Annotated in this window: 23 protein-coding genes; 18 read left to right on the forward strand and 5 right to left on the reverse strand. The window is 65.1% G+C overall.

Translation table 11 applies throughout. From position 1 onward, the window contains the following. Positions 1–437: 437 nt before the first annotated feature. Positions 438–1,145, reverse strand: a complete 708-nt coding sequence (locus NFG58_RS19680; protein WP_045992404.1) for a GntR family transcriptional regulator — start codon at positions 1,143–1,145, stop codon at positions 438–440. 436 nt (positions 1,146–1,581) lie between these two features. On the opposite strand from NFG58_RS19680, the gene NFG58_RS19685 reads away from it, so the two are divergent. The 6 genes from NFG58_RS19685 to NFG58_RS19710 all read left to right on the forward strand — a co-directional run bounded on the left by NFG58_RS19685 (position 1,582) and on the right by NFG58_RS19710 (position 7,616). Continuing rightward, positions 1,582–2,316, forward strand: a complete 735-nt coding sequence (locus NFG58_RS19685) for an aspartate/glutamate racemase family protein (protein ID WP_222516386.1) — start codon at positions 1,582–1,584, stop codon at positions 2,314–2,316. 83 nt (positions 2,317–2,399) lie between these two features. Next, positions 2,400–3,473, forward strand: coding sequence for a TRAP transporter substrate-binding protein (locus NFG58_RS19690; protein ID WP_222516385.1), 1,074 nt, complete (start codon positions 2,400–2,402; stop codon positions 3,471–3,473). 74 nt (positions 3,474–3,547) lie between these two features. After that, positions 3,548–4,276: a TRAP transporter small permease gene (locus NFG58_RS19695; RefSeq protein ID WP_222516384.1), complete on the forward strand. Its 729-nt coding sequence runs from the start codon at positions 3,548–3,550 to the stop codon at positions 4,274–4,276. Next, a complete protein-coding gene (locus tag NFG58_RS19700; RefSeq protein ID WP_083970360.1) occupies positions 4,273–5,574 on the forward strand; it encodes a TRAP transporter large permease in 1,302 nt (433 codons plus the stop codon). The genes NFG58_RS19695 and NFG58_RS19700 overlap by 4 nt, the downstream gene beginning before the upstream one ends. 44 nt (positions 5,575–5,618) lie before the next feature. Next, positions 5,619–7,100: a dihydropyrimidinase gene (gene hydA / locus NFG58_RS19705; protein ID WP_222516383.1), complete on the forward strand. Its 1,482-nt coding sequence runs from the start codon at positions 5,619–5,621 to the stop codon at positions 7,098–7,100. A 291-nt stretch (positions 7,101–7,391) separates the two neighbouring features. Then, complete coding sequence (locus tag NFG58_RS19710) at positions 7,392–7,616, forward strand: hypothetical protein (protein ID WP_222516382.1); 225 nt, start codon at positions 7,392–7,394, stop codon at positions 7,614–7,616. Between the two features lie 438 nt (positions 7,617–8,054). Here NFG58_RS19710 and NFG58_RS19715 read toward each other — a convergent pair whose 3' ends face one another. The 3 genes from NFG58_RS19715 to NFG58_RS19725 all read right to left on the reverse strand — a co-directional run bounded on the left by NFG58_RS19715 (position 8,055) and on the right by NFG58_RS19725 (position 9,891). Next, entirely contained in the window at positions 8,055–8,639 is a 585-nt protein-coding gene (locus tag NFG58_RS19715; protein ID WP_108448671.1) for a DUF4202 domain-containing protein, read from the reverse strand. A gap of 56 nt (positions 8,640–8,695) precedes the next feature. Further along, complete coding sequence (locus tag NFG58_RS19720; protein ID WP_222516381.1) at positions 8,696–9,067, reverse strand: hypothetical protein; 372 nt, start codon at positions 9,065–9,067, stop codon at positions 8,696–8,698. 275 nt (positions 9,068–9,342) lie between these two features. After that, positions 9,343–9,891 carry an outer membrane beta-barrel protein gene (locus tag NFG58_RS19725; protein ID WP_052704403.1) on the reverse strand — a complete coding sequence of 183 codons (549 nt, stop codon included), beginning with the start codon at positions 9,889–9,891 and terminating at the stop codon, positions 9,343–9,345. 247 nt (positions 9,892–10,138) lie between these two features. Here NFG58_RS19725 and NFG58_RS19730 point away from each other — a divergent pair, with 247 nt between their 5' ends. The 4 genes from NFG58_RS19730 to NFG58_RS19745 are packed head-to-tail and all read left to right on the forward strand — an operon-like array spanning position 10,139 to position 13,048. Beyond that, complete coding sequence (locus NFG58_RS19730) at positions 10,139–10,279, forward strand: hypothetical protein (RefSeq protein ID WP_181248609.1); 141 nt, start codon at positions 10,139–10,141, stop codon at positions 10,277–10,279. Further along, positions 10,279–10,998, forward strand: coding sequence for an ATP-binding cassette domain-containing protein (locus NFG58_RS19735; protein ID WP_213229372.1), 720 nt, complete (start codon positions 10,279–10,281; stop codon positions 10,996–10,998). The genes NFG58_RS19730 and NFG58_RS19735 overlap by 1 nt, the downstream gene beginning before the upstream one ends. Then, positions 10,999–11,901 (forward strand): metal ABC transporter permease, encoded by a 903-nt coding sequence (locus NFG58_RS19740; protein ID WP_108132148.1) that lies wholly within the window; start codon positions 10,999–11,001, stop codon positions 11,899–11,901. It begins immediately after the preceding gene. Between the two features lie 40 nt (positions 11,902–11,941). Beyond that, positions 11,942–13,048 (forward strand): zinc ABC transporter substrate-binding protein, encoded by a 1,107-nt coding sequence (locus NFG58_RS19745; protein ID WP_222516380.1) that lies wholly within the window; start codon positions 11,942–11,944, stop codon positions 13,046–13,048. 150 nt (positions 13,049–13,198) lie between these two features. Here the strand turns inward: NFG58_RS19745 and NFG58_RS19750 are convergent, their stop codons facing one another. Beyond that, positions 13,199–14,164 (reverse strand): ABC transporter substrate-binding protein, encoded by a 966-nt coding sequence (locus tag NFG58_RS19750; protein ID WP_348827200.1) that lies wholly within the window; start codon positions 14,162–14,164, stop codon positions 13,199–13,201. 166 nt (positions 14,165–14,330) lie between these two features. Here NFG58_RS19750 and NFG58_RS19755 point away from each other — a divergent pair, with 166 nt between their 5' ends. The 8 genes from NFG58_RS19755 to NFG58_RS19790 all read left to right on the forward strand — a co-directional run bounded on the left by NFG58_RS19755 (position 14,331) and on the right by NFG58_RS19790 (position 19,877). Beyond that, complete coding sequence (locus tag NFG58_RS19755; protein ID WP_045993496.1) at positions 14,331–14,675, forward strand: hypothetical protein; 345 nt, start codon at positions 14,331–14,333, stop codon at positions 14,673–14,675. Positions 14,676–14,915: 240 nt separating this feature from the next. Next, complete coding sequence (locus NFG58_RS19760) at positions 14,916–15,362, forward strand: C40 family peptidase (RefSeq protein ID WP_240184218.1); 447 nt, start codon at positions 14,916–14,918, stop codon at positions 15,360–15,362. Between the two features lie 91 nt (positions 15,363–15,453). Beyond that, positions 15,454–16,092 (forward strand): peroxiredoxin, encoded by a 639-nt coding sequence (locus NFG58_RS19765; protein ID WP_108132145.1) that lies wholly within the window; start codon positions 15,454–15,456, stop codon positions 16,090–16,092. Positions 16,093–16,339: 247 nt separating this feature from the next. Continuing rightward, positions 16,340–17,386, forward strand: coding sequence for an ABC transporter substrate-binding protein (locus NFG58_RS19770; RefSeq protein ID WP_045993498.1), 1,047 nt, complete (start codon positions 16,340–16,342; stop codon positions 17,384–17,386). Beyond that, positions 17,383–18,144, forward strand: coding sequence for an ABC transporter permease (locus tag NFG58_RS19775; protein ID WP_108132144.1), 762 nt, complete (start codon positions 17,383–17,385; stop codon positions 18,142–18,144). The genes NFG58_RS19770 and NFG58_RS19775 overlap by 4 nt, the downstream gene beginning before the upstream one ends. Next, a complete protein-coding gene (locus NFG58_RS19780; protein ID WP_348814983.1) occupies positions 18,132–18,920 on the forward strand; it encodes an ABC transporter ATP-binding protein in 789 nt (262 codons plus the stop codon). Before NFG58_RS19775 ends, NFG58_RS19780 begins: the two co-directional genes overlap by 13 nt. Further along, positions 18,917–19,252: a hypothetical protein gene (locus NFG58_RS19785; RefSeq protein ID WP_348827201.1), complete on the forward strand. Its 336-nt coding sequence runs from the start codon at positions 18,917–18,919 to the stop codon at positions 19,250–19,252. Before NFG58_RS19780 ends, NFG58_RS19785 begins: the two co-directional genes overlap by 4 nt. 337 nt (positions 19,253–19,589) lie before the next feature. Beyond that, complete coding sequence (locus NFG58_RS19790) at positions 19,590–19,877, forward strand: hypothetical protein (protein WP_045993501.1); 288 nt, start codon at positions 19,590–19,592, stop codon at positions 19,875–19,877. Positions 19,878–20,025: the final 148 nt, after the last annotated feature.

Here is a 20,025-nt window from a genome sequence, read left to right on the forward strand (position 1 = left end):
TGGAACGCTCAAGCGAGCCCACCTGCTTTGACCTTAGTCGAACACACTAAAGAATTCCAAATCTTGAATACTATTTTTTTTAAAAACTTTATTTATCAGATAGTTGTTGTTTTCACATTCAGCAAGAAGCGACTTATGACATGCGGAGGCCATGCGACAGGAGATCTTCCGGGCGCCGAGCCGTGGGTGGCGAACCATGGGTGGCGAACTATGGGTGGCAAGCCGTGCACGGCGGGGAGTGTCCGGTAGCAAGGAGCAGTGGGCCCAAGCCCCTTGGTGCAGGGCTTGAGGGGAGGCTCGAAGGGAAAAGAGCCCTGGGAAAAGGGGCTCGAGGGCAAAGGTTTGGGAGAAAGCGTTCGGGAGAAAAGGTTCGGCAGAAAGGGTTCGGGGGACGGCGCGGCCAGCACCTGCAGCCCCGCGCCAGGCAACGCTCGCGGTCAGTCGTCGCCAGCGTTGTCGGGCAGCCCCTGCAGCACGGCCTGGCCGGTCTTGCGCATGTGCAGGCTCAGGGCCTCGGACAGCGCCTGGGCGTCCCGCGCCTCAAGCGCCTCGACGAAGTAGCTGTGCTCGCGAGCGGACTCCTCCCAGCGGCTGGCGTCCAGGTTGGCCATGTAGCGCGCCCGGGTAATACGCAACGTCAGCGATTGCTCCAGGTCTTTCAGCACCCGATTGCCGGACAGGTCCGCCAGACGCTGGTGAATGCGTTGATTGAGGGCAAAGTAGCGCTTGCGCTGATTGTCCGCGAAATAGCCCATCATCTCGTCATGGAGTCGGCGGATCTCGGCGATGTCGGCATCAGAGGCGCGCACCGCCAGCAGGTTGCCCGCCAGCGACTCCAGTGCCGCCATGACCTCGAACAGATCACGTACCTCGTCACGATCCACCCTGGTCACCCGGGCCCCACGATGGGGCAGCATCTCGACCAGGCCTTCGCTGGCCAGCACCTTGAGCGCCTGGCGCAGTGGCGTCGGCGACACCCCAAAGGCCTCGCACAGGGGTTTTTCCGCGATCCGGCTGCCGGGGGCCAGCTCTCCTTCCAGTACCATTTCGCGCAGGCGCTCGGCCACCGCCTCATAAAGGCTCGAGCGCTTGAGCGGCGCCGGGCGAGGCGGTGACAGCACGTCCTGATCCAGGGACTCGTTCATGGCGGCTCCTTTTGCTCCTCGGTGCTCCTGGGTGCTCATGCTGGCTGCTTGCGGAGGACTGGGGCGTCGCTTCAGCCCACAGCGCCCTGGAGCGGGCACCCACTGCTCAGCACGCCGACCATCGACCACCAGCACTCAACAAAGCGCTGAAATCAAAGTTATTTCCACACCCCATCGAAGATCCCAAGGCGCGGATTCCACGATGGTGGCCAGGCGTCCACTGCCACTTTCACAGCAAGATGTCATGGCGATTGATGCAGTGTACTTGCAAAAACTCGACGTTATGCAATGCTGAAAAGGTCGTAGAAATTTGGAATTCCGAATTTCTTTCAAGATTCAGTGTAGCGCGCCACAGGCAAGACCGGCCACCGCCGATACGCCTCCGGGGCACGCCCCACACAACAACAACACGACCTTGCACAGGATCGCCACGCCCATGCAACGCACCCTTCTCGGAATGCTGACCCCCTCGTCGAACACCGTGCTGGAGCCTTACACCAGCGCCATACTGCGGGACCTCATGCCAGCGGTCAGTGCCCACTTTCAGCGCTTCACGGTCAAGGAAATCTCGCTGAGCGAGGCGGCCCTGGCCCAGTTCGACCCCGCACCACAGCTTGACGCCGCCCGCCTGCTCAGCGATGCCCGCATGGACGTGATCGCCTGGAATGGCACCTCCTCGAGCTGGCTCGGGTTCGACGCCGACCGCCGCCTGTGCGCCGCCATCACCGAAGCCACCGGCATACCGGCGACCAGCAGCGTGCTGGCGCTCAACGAGGTGCTCGAGCGCACCGGGGTCAAGCGTCTAGGGCTGGTCACCCCATACCTTGACGACATCCAGGCCGCCATCGTCGACAACTACCGGCGTGAAGGAGTCGAGGTGGTGGCCGAGCGTCACCTCAACGACCGCGGCAACTTCTCGTTCTCCGAATACGATGAGCAGACCCTGGCCGAGATGGTCCGCGAGGTCGCCCGAGCAGAGCCGGAGGCGATCACCATCCTGTGCACCAACCTGCGCGGGGCCGGCATCGTCGAGGAGCTGGAGCGGGAGCTCGGTATTCCCATCTACGACTCGGTCAGCGTCACCGTGTGGAAGAGCCTACTGCTGGCAGGCAAGGACCCGAGCGCCATCAACGGCTGGGGCCAGCTGTTTCACGACCCTCGGCTCGGCTGACACTCCCCCGCCCCTCTCCACAGAAACAGCAATAGCAACATCAGCACCTGCAACAACCACCAACAACAAGATGAGGTTCTCCCATGACGACTCCCTCCCTCGTGACGGCGACCCGCCGGCTTACCCTCGGCGCCCTGATCGCCGCCCCCCTGCTGGTGGCCACCAGCCAGGCCCAGGCCGAAACCCTGCTGCGAGTAGCCGGCAATTTCTCCGGCAACAAGCTGCACGTGGACAACGTGGAGCGGCCCTTCTTCGCCGAGCTCGATGCCCGTGACGACCTGGCGGTGAGCTACAACCCGATGGACGCCATCGGCGTGGAAGCCGCGGACGCCCTGCGCAACATACGCTCCGGTGCCTTCGACGTGATGTCGGTGCAGATCGGTATGGCCTCCCGCGACGAGCCGTTCTTCGAGGGCATCGATCTGGCCGGGGTCACCGCCGACCTGGACCAGCAGCGCGAGGCGGTGGACGCCTTCCGCGCCGACTTCGACGCCCGCCTGCAGGAACGCTTCAACGCCAAGCTGATGACGCTGTGGCCATTCGGCCCGCAGATGATGTTCTGTAACGGTGACATCAACGGTGCCGACGACCTGGCGGGCAAGAAGGTGAGGGTGTTCACGCCGTCCATGTCACGGCTGGTGGAAGGACTCGGCGCGGTGCCGGTGACGCTGCAGTTCAGCGAGGTCTACCTGGCGCTGCAGCGCGGCGTCGCCGACTGCGGAGTGACCGCACCGTCGGCCGGCAGTAACGGAAAGTGGCCGGAAGTGACCGATCACTTCGTACCGCTGCCGTTGTCCTACTCGGTGCAGGGCCACTTCATGAACCTGGACACCTGGAACGGCTTCGACGCCGAGCAGCAGGCGTCGCTGAGCGAGGCCTTCGCCCGCCTCGAGGACCAGATGTGGGACCTGGCCTACACCGTCAACGACGATGCCATCGCCTGCAATACCGGTCAGCCGAGCTGCGAGAACCACACCGCCTACGACATGACCCTGGTGGACATCGACGAGGACTCCCGCGCGCGCATCGAACAGATCACCTCCGAGGCGGTGCTGCCGGTGTGGGCGGAGACCTGCGACGCCCGCTACCCCGAGTGCACCGCGCTGTGGAACGCAAGCGTCGGCGAGGTCACCGGCCTGAGCGCCAGCGCGCCCTGAGCGGCGGCTGATCGACCCTGTCGCCCACGACCAGGGGCCGCCCATGCGGCGGCCCCGTCCCCAGGAGCATCCCGATGTCCGATTCCCGTCCCTCCGGTGCGCATTCGCCACCCGACGCCAGATCGCCCGGCGCTGCATCCGCTGCCGCATCGATGGCTGTATCACCGGACTCCCGGCTCGACCGGGGACTTGCCCGTCTGTCCCGCGGTGCCGCTCTGGCCGCCGGCTACGGCGCGCTGTTGCTGTCTGCGCTGATCACCTTCGAGGTGCTGGCGCGCAAGTTCTTCGCCTTCTCGCTGCAGGGGGTCGACGAGATCGGTGGCTATGTGCTGGCTATCGGTGTCGCCTTCAGCTTCGCCTTCGCCCTGACCCAGCGCGCCCATACCCGGGTCGACGTCCTGCTGACGCGACTGCCGCCCCGGCTGCGCGCCCTGCTCAACCTGGTGGCGCTGGTGCTGTTGTGCGTGTTTTCGCTGTTTATGCTGTGGCGGGCGGGCGCGACCCTGGGCGAGACCCTGGAATTCTCCAGCCTGGCCAGCACCCCACTGCAGACCCCGCTGTGGATCCCCCAGTCGCTGTGGCTGATCGGGCTCTCGGTGTTCGCCATCGTCACCCTGCGAGCCGCCGTCCGGGCCGGAGTCCAGCTAACGCGCGGCCAGATCGGCGCGCTCAACGCCGGCTGCGACCCGCTCAGCGCCGATGACGAGCTCGACGAAGCGCGTCGCCACTATGTTGGCGCGAAGAGTGGCTCGCCTGGCCATTCGGCGGATGGCCAGATAGCCGGCCGGGAGAAGACACCATGATTTCCGTCACCGAGGTACTGCTGGGCTTTGCCCTGATGATTTCCATGATGGCGCTGGGCATCCATGTGGCGGTGGCCATCTTCACCACCGCCGCCCTCGGCGCCATGCTCTACCTGGGCACCCCGCTGCTGTTCTCCTTCGGCGACCTGTTGTGGGGCACCCTCAACGACTTCATCCTGACCGCCATTCCGCTGTTTATCCTGCTCGGCGAGCTGCTGCTGCGGGCCGGCATCACCGAGCGCATGTACTCGGCGCTGTCGGTGTGGCTCAACCGCCTGCCTGGCGGTCTGCTGCACACCAACATCGGCGCCTCATCGGTGTTCGCCGCCATGTCCGGCTCGTCGGTGGCCACCGCCGCCACCATCGGCACCGTGGCCCTGCCGGCCTTCGCTGAACGCGGCTACAGCGAGCGCCTGGCGCTGGGCACCCTGGCCGCCGGGGCGACGCTCGGCATCCTGATTCCACCCAGCATCAACATGATCATCTACGGGGCGATCACCAACACCTCCATCGGCGCCCTGTTTATCGCCGGTATCGTGCCCGGGCTTGCCCTGGCGGCCACCTTCATGCTGGTGATCATGGGCATGAGCCTGCTGCGCCCCGGGGTCGCCGGCGAGCGCGAGCCGCGCGTGCCGCTGGCCCAACGTCTGCGCTCGCTGGTCGATCTGCTGCCGCCGGCGTTCGTCTTCGCCATCGTCATCGGCAGCATCTACAGCGGCTGGGCGACCCCCACCGAGGCCGCCGCCCTGGGGGTGGTGGCAGCACTGCTGCTCGCGGCGCTCAACCGCAAGCTGACCATCGCCATGCTTCACGAGTGCTTTCTGTCCATGGCACGTACCACCGCCATGATCATGCTGATCATCTCTGCGGCGTTCTTTCTCAACTATATCGTCGGCATTCTCGGCATCCCCTTCGCCCTGACCCAGTGGGTCTCGGAACTGGGACTGTCGCCGCTGGGGCTGATCCTCGCACTGGTGGTGTTCTACCTGGTGCTGGGCTGCTTTCTCGAGACCCTGTCGATGATGATCGCCACCGTACCCATCGTGGTGCCCATGGTGGTGCAGTTCGGCTTCGATCCGGTGTGGTTCGGTGTATTTCTGGTGATCATGATGGAAATCTCGTTGATCACCCCGCCCATCGGCATGAACCTCTACGTGGTGCAGGGGGTGCGCGGACGCGGCTCGATCGTCGACGTGATGATCGGCAGCCTGCCCTTCCTCGCGGTGATGCTCGCCTTCGTCGCCCTGATCACCGCATGGCCGGCCATCGTGCTGTGGCTGCCGGGGGTGATGGGATGATCGGCGATATCCGCCACGCCTTGGCACCAAGCACCTGAACAACAATGAATAACTCCGGCGCGAGCCGGTCTCTGGAGAGCAAGATGCAACGCCTCGATACTCTGATCACCAACGCCACCGTGATCACCGCCGCCGACCGCTTTGTCGCCGATATCGGCATTCGCGACGGGCGTATCGTCGCCCTCGGCGAAGGACTCGCCGAGGGTGCAGGCCCAGTCGGCGAGACCATCGACGCCAGCGGCCTGTGGGTGATGCCCGGCGGCATCGACGCCCATTGCCACCTGGCCCAGCCGCTGGGTGACGGCGCGGTGATGGCCGATGACTTCGCTAGCGGTACCCGCTCGGCGGCGGCCGGTGGCACCACCACGGTGATTCCCTTCGCGGCCCAGTTCAAGGGACAGTCGCTGCGCGCGGCGGTGGAGGACTACCACCGCGAGAGCGACGGCAAGGCGATGATTGACTACGCCTTTCACATGATCGTCACCGACCCCAACCAGACGGTGCTGCGCGAGGAGCTGCCGGCGCTGATCGAGGAGGGTTACAGCTCGTTCAAGATCTACCTGACCTACGATGACCTGAAGCTCAACGACCGCGAGGTGCTCGAGGTGCTGGCGCTGGCCCGCCGCGAGGGCGCCATGGTCATGGTCCACGCCGAAAACGCCGACTGCATCGCCTACCTGACCGAACTGCTGGAAGCCCAGGGCCACACCGCCCCGCGCTACCACGCCGAGGCCCACTCCTCCATCGCCGAACGCGAGGCCACCCACCGCGCGATCTCGCTGGCCGAGCTGATCGACGTACCGCTGCTGATCGTCCACGTTTCCGGCCCCCAGGCGATCGAGCAGATCCGCTGGGCCCAGAGCCGTGGCCTGCGGGTCTACGGCGAGACCTGCCCCCAGTACCTGATGCTGACCGCCGATGACCTGGACCAGGACGGCTTCGAAGGCGCCAAGTGCGTGTGCAGCCCACCGCCCCGGGACCCGGCGGCCCAGCAGGCGGTGTGGGAGGCGCTGGAAAGCGGTGTTTTCCAGGTGTTCTCGTCGGACCATGCGCCCTTCCGCTACGAGGACGACAAGGGCAAGAAGCTGCATGGCGAGGAGGCGAGTTTTTCCTGCATCCCCAACGGTATTCCGGGGCTCGAGACGCGCCTGGCGATCCTGTTCTCGGAGGGCGTGGTCAAGCAGCGCATCGACGCCACCCGCTTCGTCGCGCTGACCGCCACCAACCCGGCCAAGATCTACGGCCTTTATCCGCGCAAGGGCACCATCGCCGTGGGCAGCGACGCCGACCTGACCCTATGGGACCCCGAGGCCCGGGTCACGGTGTGCAACGACGACCTGCACCACGCGGTGGACTACACCCCCTACGAGGGCCTGGAGCTGACCGGGCGGGTGGTCATGGCGCTGTGCCGGGGCCAGGTCGTCGCCCGCGACGGCAAGCCCTGCGGCCAAGCCGGTGACGGCCAGTTCCTGCGCTGCGACAAGCCCACCCCGGCAAGGCCCAGAGGGCAGGCCAAGGGGTTCTAGGGCTAGGTAATGGACGTGTTGTACGGTGGAACAATGTGTCCAGTCAAAAGGAAGGAGTCCCCTCGCCCGCGGCGAACAGAGGGCAGCGAAAGGAGCACGGCGAACAACGCCAAGTTGGCCAAGTTGCTCGCCCCCTTGTCTTTTCCACACGAGTCCCGGGGCGAGGGCCCAGTACCCCCGCCCGGGCGCTGGGCTGCACAGGTGCATCGCTTGTATGTCACTCAACCGGGATAGTATGAGAGGTGTCGCTTCCCCCGAGGCGATAGTTGTACTGTCGCGCGGAGGGCTACAATGGATAGAAGGCACCACGCCGAGAAAGCCTTGTGTGAAGCCATGGAAAAGATCATCGTCGGGATCATCGTCGGCCTGACCATAGGCGCCACGATCAACAGGCACGCCCCGGTGGGGCTGTTACTATTGGCTATAGGCCTGGCCACAGTGACCCTGGCGGGGATTGCCACTTACCTCGGCCATCTGCGCGCGGCCGAAGACGCCGCCAAAGGAGGCAGCTCATGAGTCACAATGCCGCCATCATTGTCCTGGGGCTCATGCCCGCCGTCGTTTTCGGCGTGAGCCTGCTACTGATTCGCTGGCGATACCGCTAGGGCTTGTCTGAAAAGTGCCTGCGCTCGGTAATACGGCGTTAAAAGTCGAATCAACATGCTCATTTACACCCCGTAAACTGCGCTGTCTCACCGATTTTTGCCTTGTCTAACCTTCGCTCGCCGACTTTTCGGACAGAGCCTAGCCTTCGATCTTCCTTCACGCTCACAGAGCCCGAGCCCTCGGCCACCTCTCGCCTCGTGGATTCTGGCGACAACACATCAGCCATATCAACAGAGTCGCGGCCTCCAGACAGCCAGGCGCCCATTCAATCGGTAAGCCCCTGGTACTGGCGCCCTTCCCAGGCTTTCGCGCCCCCCGGCTGCTTGAGCAGCCCACTTGCAACCCTGCCTACCCCAGCGCTTCCTCGACGATGGCGCGGGCCTCGTCGCTCATGGGCAGGCCCAATGCGAGCTGGTGGGCGGCGGGGGACATCTTCTTCCAGGTCATCTGGACGATGCGGATCAGGTGGTCGTGATCGACCTGACGCGAGAAGTCGGCGAAGTAGTTCTCGAGGAACACCAGGCAAGCGCAGTCTTCCACCGCCTGGGTGCCGGGGTCGCGCCCCAGTCCCTGCTTGCGGATCATCCGCGCCACCTCGTCGGCGTCGGCGTCGCTGTAGCCGCAGGCGCGCATCACCTCCGCCGCCAGTTGGCCGGCGCGCTTGCCCTGGTCACGTCGCCAGGTCAGGTAGCCGATGCGGCCCTCTTCATAGTCACTGCGCGGCACCTCCCAGCGCTTCAGGTGCTGGTTGTGCACGGCAAGCTGCACCAGCTCCGCTGCGTCGGGATCGAGACGCTCGAGCCAGGCGCTCATGCGCCCGGCGTGCCACAGCTCCTGGGGCTGTGACGCCCCGCCCACCTCCACGCGGCGAGGGTCCTCGGCATGCAGGGCGTCGAGCCTTGCCTGGGCCTGGTCGAAGGGCGTTGTCGTCATGGGATTCCTCGATGGCGTCGATGCGTTGCCATCATGGTAACGGTCTGACGGCCATCTCAGTAGTCTTGCGCCGTTCCATGGCCGCGCAGATGACGGCAGGCCAGCGCCAGCGGCAGCAGAAAGATGGCGAAGCACCACATCGCGGCGGCAACCAAGACGACAAGCAGGAGGCGCGTCCATGGACGCTCAAGGGAGGTCAGCAGCGGGCGAAGCCCCTCGAGCAATACGCCCAGCACCAGATCCATGCTCGGCAACAGCATGGCATTGAGCACCCCGGCCCAGATCGCCAGGTCGACGGGCACGCCATGTGGCACCAAGCTGACCAGCGCCAGCAGGGCCAGCACGAGAAGCGCCATCCATCGACAAATGCGGCGAGGTTCCGTCGACAGGGCGGGCAGCTGTGGGAACCGGTGGGGCAGCGTGAGCATGGGGAGCACCGAGCAGGAAGATATTCATACTCTATACTGCTCCTCCCCTACCCCCTTTGACTGACCTTTGTGTGCGTAATCACTTACAACACAATCAACATGATCTACATCACGTTTTGCGCAATCCGTCCTCTGAACCGACGAAAAATCGTCAATCGACTAGTACCAACGGCCGATACGTGACGCCAAAACAGCGCAGGGCCGACGCTTTTGCGTCGGCCCTGCGGAGTAGAACGCACCTGATGGAAACCGGTACCTGAGTCGCATCAGCCAGGCTAGAAGGTATAGACCACGCTGCCGGTCAGGCTATCGACGTGCCCGATCTCGTCGGCATCGATGCGCTCGACCTCCAGACGCCCGGTCACATCGAACAGCTGCACCCGGGCGCCCAGCCCGAATACCGGGTCGGTGCCGGAATAGTCCTTGTTCAGGCCATTGCCGCTGCGGTCGGCGTCCCAGTCCGCCATGCCGGCCTTGCCGTAGACGCCGAAGGGACCAAAGCTGAAGCCCGCGATACCCATGGCCTGCAGGCTCTCCACCTCGAGCCGTGCCGAGGTGCCGTCGACCTCACCGTCGAGCTCACCGCCGTTGAGGTAGGACAGCTCCGCCCCCAGATCGAGGAAGGGCAGCCAGCCGAAGTTGTAGCCGGCAAAGACCTTGGCCGCCGACGCCTCGTCGTCAAAGTCGTCATCGCCCTGCATCTGGCCGGCGCCGACACCGACGTACAAGCCGGTACTGCCGCCCGCCACGCAGTGGGTCGACGTCAGCAGGGCCAGCCCAAGGGCCGCCCCGACCAGCGCCATCCGCCGCAATATCCGTGACATCCTGAAAACTCCGTAGAAACGTTGTCCTGTTGTGCGAGACCAAGCACACCTGACACTTTATTTCAGTCTATCGTGGGAAGACATTCTTTGCAGTACCGATTGTAGGAAAGTTCCACGCCTGCCTCGAACGCTCTGGCGGCTACCTCAAGTGGATGGCCCGAGGGAGGGAAGTCGTGGAATCCCAGTTATTGTTATGTTATAACTTTCAACCATTTTGCTCGACCGATTCGCCCCGGAGCTATCCTGCATGACCCATCGTCACCGCCCCGAAGGGCCTTGCCACTTCTCGCTGATGTCCCTGTCCATGCGGCGCCGACTGATGCTGGTGCTGATTCCCCTGCTGCCACTGTGGCTGGCGGTGTCCTGGTCCGCCGGATGGTGGCACTGATGTCACGCCTCGTCTTGCATGATCTGCAGTTGGCACGCGGCGGGCGCACCGTGCTCGAACATCTCGAGGGGCGCTTTCAGGATGGCGCCATCACCGCGCTCATCGGCGCCAACGGCGCCGGCAAGAGCACCCTGATCCAGGCCATCATGGGCGACTTGACGCCGGTCGCGGGCCGCGTCGAATGCGCCGTTCCGGCGCCGCGCCGCGCCTGGCTGCCGCAGCAGTTGGCGCTGGACCTGAGTTTCCCGATGAGCGTCGAGGAACTGATCATGACCGGCACCTGGCCGAGCCACGGTGCCTTCAAGGGCTACTGCGCCGCTCACTATCGCCGTGGGCGCGAGATCATGGAACGCCTGGGCATCTCACGGCTGGCCCACCGCCCGCTGGGCGAGCTGTCCGGAGGCCAGCGCCAGCGAGCCCTGATCGGTCGGACGCTGATGCAGGAAGCCGAACTGCTGCTGCTCGATGAACCCTTTGCCAACGTCGACGTCGATACCGTCGAGATGCTGATGGACGTGCTGCGCGAGATGGCCGAACAGGGGGCGACCCTGATCATCGTGCTGCACGACATGGAGCAACTGGCACGCCTGGCCGATGACGTCCTGATCCTGTCCCAGGGCCACGGCCGCTGGGCCACGCCGGATGCCCTGGTGGAGCGTCACACCGGTCAATTGACCCGCCCACCTCGACTGCCGCTGACCTTTCCTGGATCTGTCTGAATGCTCGACTCGCTGCTTTCCACCCTGTACCTGTGGCTGATCGCCCCTTTCGACTATGCCTTCATGAGCCGTGCCCTGCTGGCCAGCCTGGCGCTGTCGCTGGCGGCGCCGCCGCTGGGGGTCTTCCTGATGCTGCGCGGCATGAGCCTGATCGGCGACGCCATGTCCCACGCCATCCTGCCCGGCGTTGCGCTGGGTTTTCTGATGGCCGGTTTCTCGCTGCCCATCATGAGCCTTGGCGGCATGCTGTCAGGGCTATTGATCGCGCTGTTGGCCGGCAGCGTGTCCCAGCTCACCGGCCACCGGGAAGACTCGGCCATGGCGAGCTTCTTCCTGATCTCGCTGGCGGCCGGGGTAATGCTGGTCGCCCTGGGCGGCAGCAGTGTCGATCTGACCCATGTGCTGTTCGGCTCCATTCTGGCGGTGGACACCACCGCCCTGGTGCTGATCACCGGCATCAGTAGCCTGATCGTGATCACCCTGGCGGTGATCTTCCGCGCCCTGGTGGTGGAATGCCTCGACCCGCTGTTTCTGCGCAGCCAAGGCACCAGAAGCGGTCTGGTCCACGGTGTCTTCCTGGGACTCGTCGTGCTCAACCTTACCGCCGGGTTTCAGACCCTGGGCACGCTGATGGCGGTCGGTCTGATGATGCTGCCGGCCACCACCGCTCGCTTCTGGAGCACGCGCCTCGAGGGCCTGATAGTGCTGTCGGTGGTGATCGCGCTGGGCGCCAGCCTCGGTGGCCTGCTGATTTCCTACCACCTGAGCCTGCCCTCTGGACCGGCCATCATCCTGCTGGCCGGTGTGGCCTATCTGCTGTCGGCGCTGTTTGGCCGCCAGCACAGTCTTTCTGCTCGCCTTCGTCGTCGCGCCACACCGCTGCGCGCCGACGACCACGCCTGACGCGCCCCGCCTTCCCCTGACCAACCGGAGATCAACGTCCATGCCACTGTCACTGCCTCATGCCTTCGTCAAACGCCACGCCTGGATTGCCCTGACGGGACTCGCCCTTGGCCCCCAGGCCGTGGCAGACGAGCCCACCCAGGTGGTCGCCAGCTTCAGTGTATTGGCCGACATGGTACGCAACGTCGGCGGCGACAGGGTCGAGGTCACCTCGCTGGTCGGCCCCGACAGCGACCCCCACGTCTACTCCCCTCGCCCGACCGACGCCAGGGCCCTGGCCGAGGCAGACCTGGTGGTGCTCAACGGCCTGCAGTTCGAGGGCTGGATGACGCGCCTGCTCGACGCCAGCGGCTATCAGGGCAAGACCGTTGTCGCCACGGACGGAGTGCCGCTGCTGGCCTATGGCGGCCAATCACTGCATCGCCAGGACGAGGAAGGGGACGAGCACGACGGCCACGACCATGACAGCCATGAAGAGCACGACGGCCATGAAGAGCACCGCGGACACGGTGATCACGACAGCCATGAAGACCATGAAGATCACGACGGCCACGATGATCACGACAGCCACGACCATGGCGAGTACGACCCCCATGCCTGGCTCGACCTGTCGGCAGGACTGATCTATGTCGCCAATATCCGCGACGGACTGATCGCCGTCGACCCTGACAACAGCGAGCACTACGCGTCCAGGGCCGACAGCTACATGGAGGATATCCAGGCGGCCCACGACCAGGTGCTCGCGCTGCTCGACGACCTGCCGGAACACGCCCAGGTCATCGTCGGCCACGACGCTTTCGGCCACTTCTCTCGGGCCTACGGCATCGACTTCCTGTCGCCGGTCGGTCTGTCCACCGAAGCGGAACCGTCAGCGGCAGATATCGCGCGCATGGTGGACGTCATCCGTGAACGCCAGATTCCGGCGCTGTTTGTCGAGAACATGTCCAGCCCGGCGCTGATGGAACAACTGTCCGAGGAAACCGGCGTGCCCATCGCCGGCTCACTCTACAACGGCGCCCTGTCCGAAGAAGGGATGACGTCTCACTACCTGGGAATGATCCTGCACAATGCCGAGGTGCTGCATCAGGGGTTGGTCGATGCCGAGGGTCATGACGATAGCCACGATGGCCACGACCACGACCACTGATCCTGTCATCACGACCCGCTCGCTCGACAGCTCGAGTGGACGCCACACGTCGTCCTGTCGACCTGCAGAAAACAAAGGACCGCCCTGGGGCGGTCCTTTCGTCTTTCGCTCCAAACGGCGGTCTTCAGTCGACGCTTGAGGCAACCGACATCAGGCTTCGGGGATCTCCAGTGCATCGCGCACCACGGGCCAGGCCTCCTCGCCGTCGCGCGTGGTGACCCCCTCGAGGAAGCCCTTGGTCTCCTCGGGGTGTTCACGCAGCCAATCGACGGCAACCGCCTCCGGCTCGCGCTCTTCGTAGCTGAAGCCACGGATCATGGCGCTCTGGTCATCGGCGGTAAACACCAGCTGATCGAGCAGACGGGTGGCATTGGGGTGGCTCTCGGCGAACTCGCTGCGCACCAGGGTGCGCACGTCGCTGCGGCCGCCTTCCGGGCCCCACATGTCCTCGGGGTCATCCAGATAACGCACGTCGAACTCGATGTTCATCCAGTGCGGGGTCCAGGCGGCGAACACGATCCACTCTTCACGATCGATCACCGCGTCCACGGCGCTCAGCATGCCTGGCGTCGAGGTCTCGGACAGGTTCCAGTCACCCAGACCGTAGGTGTCCTCATCCACGGCGCTGTTGAGCGAGTCGCTCATGCCGGAGCCCACCTCGATGGAATAGATGGTGCGGTCCAGCTTGTCGGCAAACTCTTCCTTGTCCAGATCCTCCGCCGTTTTCACGCCGGCTTCGTAGACGTAGGTGGGTACGGCAAAGCCGAGGCGCGCACCGTCGACGTTGTTGCCAAGGTCCTCGAGCTTGGACTCGCCATCCTCGAAGCTGGCGTCGTACATGCCCTGCTGGGCCGGCAACCAGGCCGCCAGAAAGGCGTCGAGCTCTCCCTGGCGCAGGGCCTGATAGGTGATGGTGGAGCCCAGCTCTTCCTGGACCGGCTCATAACCCAGGGTCTCGAGCAGGGTGGATGCCAGGGCCGTCTTGACCGTTACACCGGGCCAGGCGGGCACGGAAAAACGAACCTGGGCATCTTCCTGGTCCTGAGCATGGGCGCCGAAGGAAGCCGCGAGCGCAATCGAGGCCGCCAGGGCCAAGGGCATGGAATGGTGTCGCATGGTTCACCTGTCGATAGCTGTAGAAGCCATCAACCATACCGGCTCGGCACACCGCCTCAAGAACGCGCCTTCAACGACTGGGTCACGGCACCGCACTTACCTGTTTGCCAGAAGTCCTTTGCTGGACCAGTCTTAAGAGGCCCGTTTCGCCGGAGGAAACACCAAGATGGCTGACATCGACTACACCCTGGAGCGCCAGATTACCCTCAAGGCACTCGCCAAGGCCTTGTCCCGCGGGTTTTCGCCCATCGTCGAGGTGGAGTCGATGGATGGCATCTACACGGTGCGCTTTCATCACGCCAACGGCACCACAGAGCTTGCCGACGACAAGGGGCGAACCCGCACCTTTCTCGGCACCGGCGAGATCCGCGAGTTGCTCGGCGGCGTCGGCCTGACCCATGGCGTCCTGACCTGGACCGATCAGTGCGGTGACGAGATGATCGGCGTGGAGGGCAAGGCCATGACCCCCGACGAGATGCTGGCCAACGGCACACGCATCTCCTTTCGTTAGGGGGCACGTATCTCCTGTCGTCAGGGGGCATCGGCCTGTCGGTCGCGTCCGCGCCTGGTCGCCTGGTCGCCTTGTCGTTGTCGTTGTCGCTACGCCTGCGGCGCCAGCGACACATTAGGCCTCGGCCCCCTTGGCCTGCCTGGTAGGGCAGAGTACCGTAGAGGGCGCCTCGTCTGTGCAGGGAAAGCCGCAATGACCACTTCGATGCCGTGGTACACCAGGTCCTCTTGGACAGCCCTGATGGCACTGCTGCTGGTACTTCTGGGGGGCTGTGCCTCGGCCCCGCTGAGCACCGATGACGGCGGCCAGGGACTGTCCATGGAACGTGCCCTGATCCTGTCCGAGGCGCGCAGCGCCGTCGGCACCCCCTACCGGTTCGGCGGCAACGATCCGCGCGGGCTGGACTGTTCCGGCCTGGCCCAGATGACGTATTCCCGGGCGGGTATCCCCTTGCCGCGCTCATCCCGGGAGCAATACCGGCGCCTGCCGCCCATCGACGAGGCACGGCCGGGTGATCTTCTGTTCTTCGCTACCGGCAAGGGTCCCGGGGTCAGCCATGTCGGCATCTACGCCGGCGACGATGTGATGATCCACGCGCCCGGACGCGGGCGAACGGTCACCACCACCTCGCTGTCCATAGACTATTGGCAGGATCGCTTCGTCGGGGCAGCCGCGCCGGCGCCCTGACGCTCGCTGCCACGAGGCCGCGCCCCGGTCTCACCGATCGACCCGTCGGGTCCGTCCGGGCCCGTCGCCATCAACCGCCAAGGAGACGACCATGACGCTACGACTGGGTGATACCGCACCGGACTTCACACAGGAAAGCACCGCCGGCACCATTCACTTTCATGAGTGGGCCGGTGACAGCTGGGTCATCCTGTTCTCTCACCCCAAGGACTTCACCCCGGTGTGCACCACCGAACTCGGGGAAGTGTCGCGCCTCAAGGGCGAATTCGACAAACGCAACGCCAAGGCCATCGGCCTGTCGGTGGATCCCATCGAGGATCACCACGCCTGGGCCGGCGATATCGAGGACACCCAGGGCCACGGGCTCAACTTCCCGCTGCTCGCCGACGCCGATCGCAAGGTCAGTGACCTCTACGACATGATCCACCCCAACGCCAACGACACCCTGACGGTGCGAAGCGTATTCATCATCGATCCGGCCAAGAAGGTGCGCCTGACGCTGACCTACCCGGCCAGCACCGGACGCAACTTCGACGAGATCCTGAGGGTGCTGGACAGCCTGCAGCTGACCGACGGCTACAAGGTGGCGACCCCGGTGAACTGGAACCATGGCGACCGTTGCATCATCGTGCCTGCCGTCTCCAACGACGAGGCCAAGACCCTGTTCCCGGAAGGCTGGGACGAACAGCGTCCGTACCTGCGTTTTGTCAAACAGCCCGGCAAGAAGTAAGGACGGAGCAGGCAAGACGTAAGGACAGAAGTGTCCGAGGGAGGGACGAGCAGCGCCCCCTCTCTATCTACCGCTACGTCAGACAGCCTGTCCCCTCAGCGATGGCCGCCCCCGGGCGGCCATCGTCGTGTCGGCGTCTTCCGACGCCTAATAAGCATATAACGGATTGATCGCACGCCTGCGTGTCGCCCTCGTCCCCCGATCGTTATCATGCTGATCATTAACTTCATTGCTCCGGGAGGGCTCCATGCCCCAGCTCCTTTACCGCTGGCTGACCGCCGCCGCCCTGCTTCTGCCTGGTACCGCCATCGCCGCCGACGAAGGTCCGCTGGAGGTTGGTTATATGCCGATCCTGCCGGTGGCTCAGCTATTCGTGATGGAGGGCGAAGGCTGGACCGAAGAGGCCGGTCTGGAACTTGAGCTGACACGCTTTTCCAGCGGGCCGGCGATGGTCCAGGCGCTGGCCTCGGGTGATCTCGACGTCATGTACTTCGGTATCGGCCCGGCCATGGTGGCTCGCGCCAACGGGGTACCGATCAAGGTACTGGCGGCCGCCATCCAGGAGCAGATCGGCCTGGTCGCCCGCGGCGAACTGGCCAGCCTGATGGCCGACGCCGACCCGGCCCAGGCCATCGCCGACTTTACCGAGCGCGAAGGCCGTCGGCCCAAGATCGCCACCTTCCCCAAGGGCTCGGTACCCGACACGGTATTGCGCTACTGGCTGGACGAACGCCTGGGCATCGGCAGTGACGCCGTCGAGATCGTCGCCATGGGCGCCGATCGTGTCCAGCAGGCGCTGCTGGCCGGTGCAGTGGACGCCGCCTCGACCCTGGAGCCGATACTCTCCACCGTGACCGAACGCCTCGACGACGCCCAGATCGTGGCCCACGCCTCGGACATGTTGCCGGGTCAACCCGGCGCGGTGCTGGCAGCACGCGAAAGCCTGCTCGAACAGCGCCCCGATGCCGTCAGCACCTTGCTCGAACTTCACCTGCGAGCGACCCACGCCCTGGTCGATACGCCACAGCAGGTCGCCCCCTCGGTGCGCGAGTTCGTCGGCAAGCGTCTGGTGCCGCTGGAAACCGTAGAGGCTGCACTGTCCTCGCCCTTCGCCAACTACGGCGCCGATCCCCACGCGATCGTCGAGGGCACCCGCACCATGCATGACTTCCAGCTGGCCAACGGCACCCTCAAGCAGGGCCTCGACATCGACACTCTGTTCGACACCCGCTGGTACGACGACCTGACCGCAAGCGCTGACGCAGACGCCGAAGAAGGCGACACGAGCCCATGAAGTCGGTATCTCGTAGCCGGCGCACCGGCCTCGGTGCGCTGGGGCTCGTCGCCTTTGTGGCACTCTGGGAGATCTCACTGCGCCTGGGGCTGCTGCCCGGCAATCTGGTTCCGCTGCCCTCTGCGATCCCGACGGTCTTCTGGGGCGAGGTGGTCGACGGCATCTGGTGGGAAGTCGTCAGCTCGAGCCTGTCTCACTACAGCGTAGGGGTGGCCATCGGCTCGCTGGCAGGTATCGCCATGGGCGTGGCGGCGGCCCTGCTGCCGGTATTCGACGCCCTGCACGCCTGGCTGGCGCGCCTGCTGCGCCCGATCCCGCCACTGGCCTGGATCCCCTTTGCCATCATCTGGTTCGGGATCACGCCATCGGCGGCGGCCTTCATCATCAGTATCGGGGTGTTCTGGATCAACTACTTCGCCAGCTACAGCGCGGTGCGTGCGGTGGACCCCGGCTATGACGAGGTAGCCAGGGCCTTCGGCCAGGGTTCGCTGCTGGCCCGCCTGACCAAGGTCAGCCTGCCCGCGGCAGCCCCCGGCATCCTCGGTGGCCTGCGCGCCGGCCTCGGCCAGGGCTGGATGACCGTGGTCGCGGCCGAACTGTTCGGCATTCCCGGCATCGGCCAGCGCATGATGGAGGCCTCGGGCCTGCTGGCCACCGATATCGTGGTGGTCTACATGCTGACCATTGCCGCGCTCTACGCCCTGTTCGACCTGGGCTTTCTGCATCTGCAAAAAAGGCTGCTGATATGGACACCCTGACAGCCGAACGCAACGCCGACGCCTGCGTGCTCAAGGCCCATGACCTGGCGCTGGGCTTCGGCGGCCAGCGCGTGCTCGAACATGTCGACCTGCGCCTGGCTCCACGGGAGTTCATCGCCATCGTCGGTGCCTCCGGGGTCGGCAAGTCGACCCTGCTGCGGGCACTCTGCGGCCTGCTGCCGGCGGTGGCAGGCGAGCGCTGGCTGGACGAGAGTCCGCGTGATGGAGCGCGGCCCTGGTCGATGGTCTTCCAGGCGCCACGGCTGTTTCCCTGGCGACGCATCCGCGCCAATGTGGCGCTCGGGCTCGAGGGACTGGGGCTGTCCCGGGAGGAGCGCCAGCGCCGCGCCCTTGCGCCGCTGGAGCTGGTCGGCCTGGGCGACATGGCCGAGCGCTTTCCTTCCACCCTGTCCGGCGGCCAGCAACAGCGTGTCGGCATTGCCCGGGCGCTGGCGGTAAAGCCCCGGGTGCTGTTCATGGACGAACCCTTCTCGGCGCTGGATGCGATCACTCGCCGTCGCCTGCAGAACGAGTTGATCGACCTGCGCCAGCGCACCGAGGCCGCCATCGTCTTCGTTACCCACGACATCGAAGAGGCGGTGCTGCTGGCCGACCGGGTGATGGTGCTCGGTGGACATCAGGGCGGGGCCCCGGCGCGGGTCATCGACACCCTCGAGATCACGCTGCCCACCGACAATCGCCGTGAGCATGCCGACTTCGGCGCCCAGGTCCATCATCTGGAAACATTGATCGGCGCCGCCCCGGAGGCGTCATGAGCGAGACCGGCCTGCCCCCCCGCGAAGCGGGTGATTCACGCTTGAAGGTGATGCTTCACGCTCCCTGCGCCGAGAGCCTTGCCCGCGCCAGGCGCAATGCCCGCAACCTCAAGGCCGCCAGCCCCGACGCCGAGGTGCTGATCATCACCAATGCAGGCGGTGTGGCCGCCGCCGTCGCCACCCCGGACGACACCGACGCATGGTTAAGACTGTGTCGCAACAGTCTCGACGCCCAGGGCATCGTCGACACCCGGGGACTGGCCATCGTCGAGGCAGCGGTACTCACCCTGGCCGAGGGCCAGCGCCAGGGCTGGGCCTATATCCGCGCCTGACGCACGCGTTTGATCCACGTCCAGACAGACCGCCTTGGCAGGAGGCCATTGCGGTCGCCCTTGCAGATCACCCTTGCAGGTCGCCCTTGAAGGCGAGGACGGAGCCAGGCGCGACGAGCCCTCTGCTCCCCACGATTCCCATGCTCTGCCAATGGCGTTCGACCAATGTCGCAGCTCGCCGACTGAACATTTTGCAGATTCGCGCATCAGACCTTGTCACAAATCTTTCAATAAAGCTTAAGCGCGCGTTAAGGCAAAGCCGCTACGCTGCAGCCCTAGCGATGGTGTCAGTAGTTGTCTTCTGGCCCGCCCCCTGCACCGACAAGGAATTCCGAACATGCCCTTCCTACAGCAGGTCTCCCGTACTCGCCCCCGCTTCGCCACCAAGGGGCTTCTTCGTATCTCTCTGGCCCTGGTCGGCGGCCTCGCCCTGATGGCCTTCTGGTCGTCCATCAGCCTGCCCCTCGGCAGCCTCAGCCTGATTCTCGGTGGCCTCGCCCTGTGGCCCCGAACCGCAAGCTCGGAGCGTCGAGACGACGCCACAGACAGCGGCAACGGCGTACCGGTTCGCGAGCTCGCCCTCGCCGCCCTGGGGGTATTGATCGCGCTGCAATTGCTGGGCTGACGCCCGGCGAGCTGTCGCGGTTCACCGTCTCCCGGCTCAAGGGGGATATCTCAGGCCATCGCCGCTTTACAGCGGCGCGCAGTGACCGGATCATGACTCCCTGCAAGGCGACCCTCGCCGCCTTCGTCCAACGCCAGGGAGGCCTGTC

Origin of the sequence: Halomonas sp. RT37, from assembly GCF_040070525.1 — a bacterium.
Lineage (GTDB): Bacteria > Pseudomonadota > Gammaproteobacteria > Pseudomonadales > Halomonadaceae > Halomonas > Halomonas litopenaei.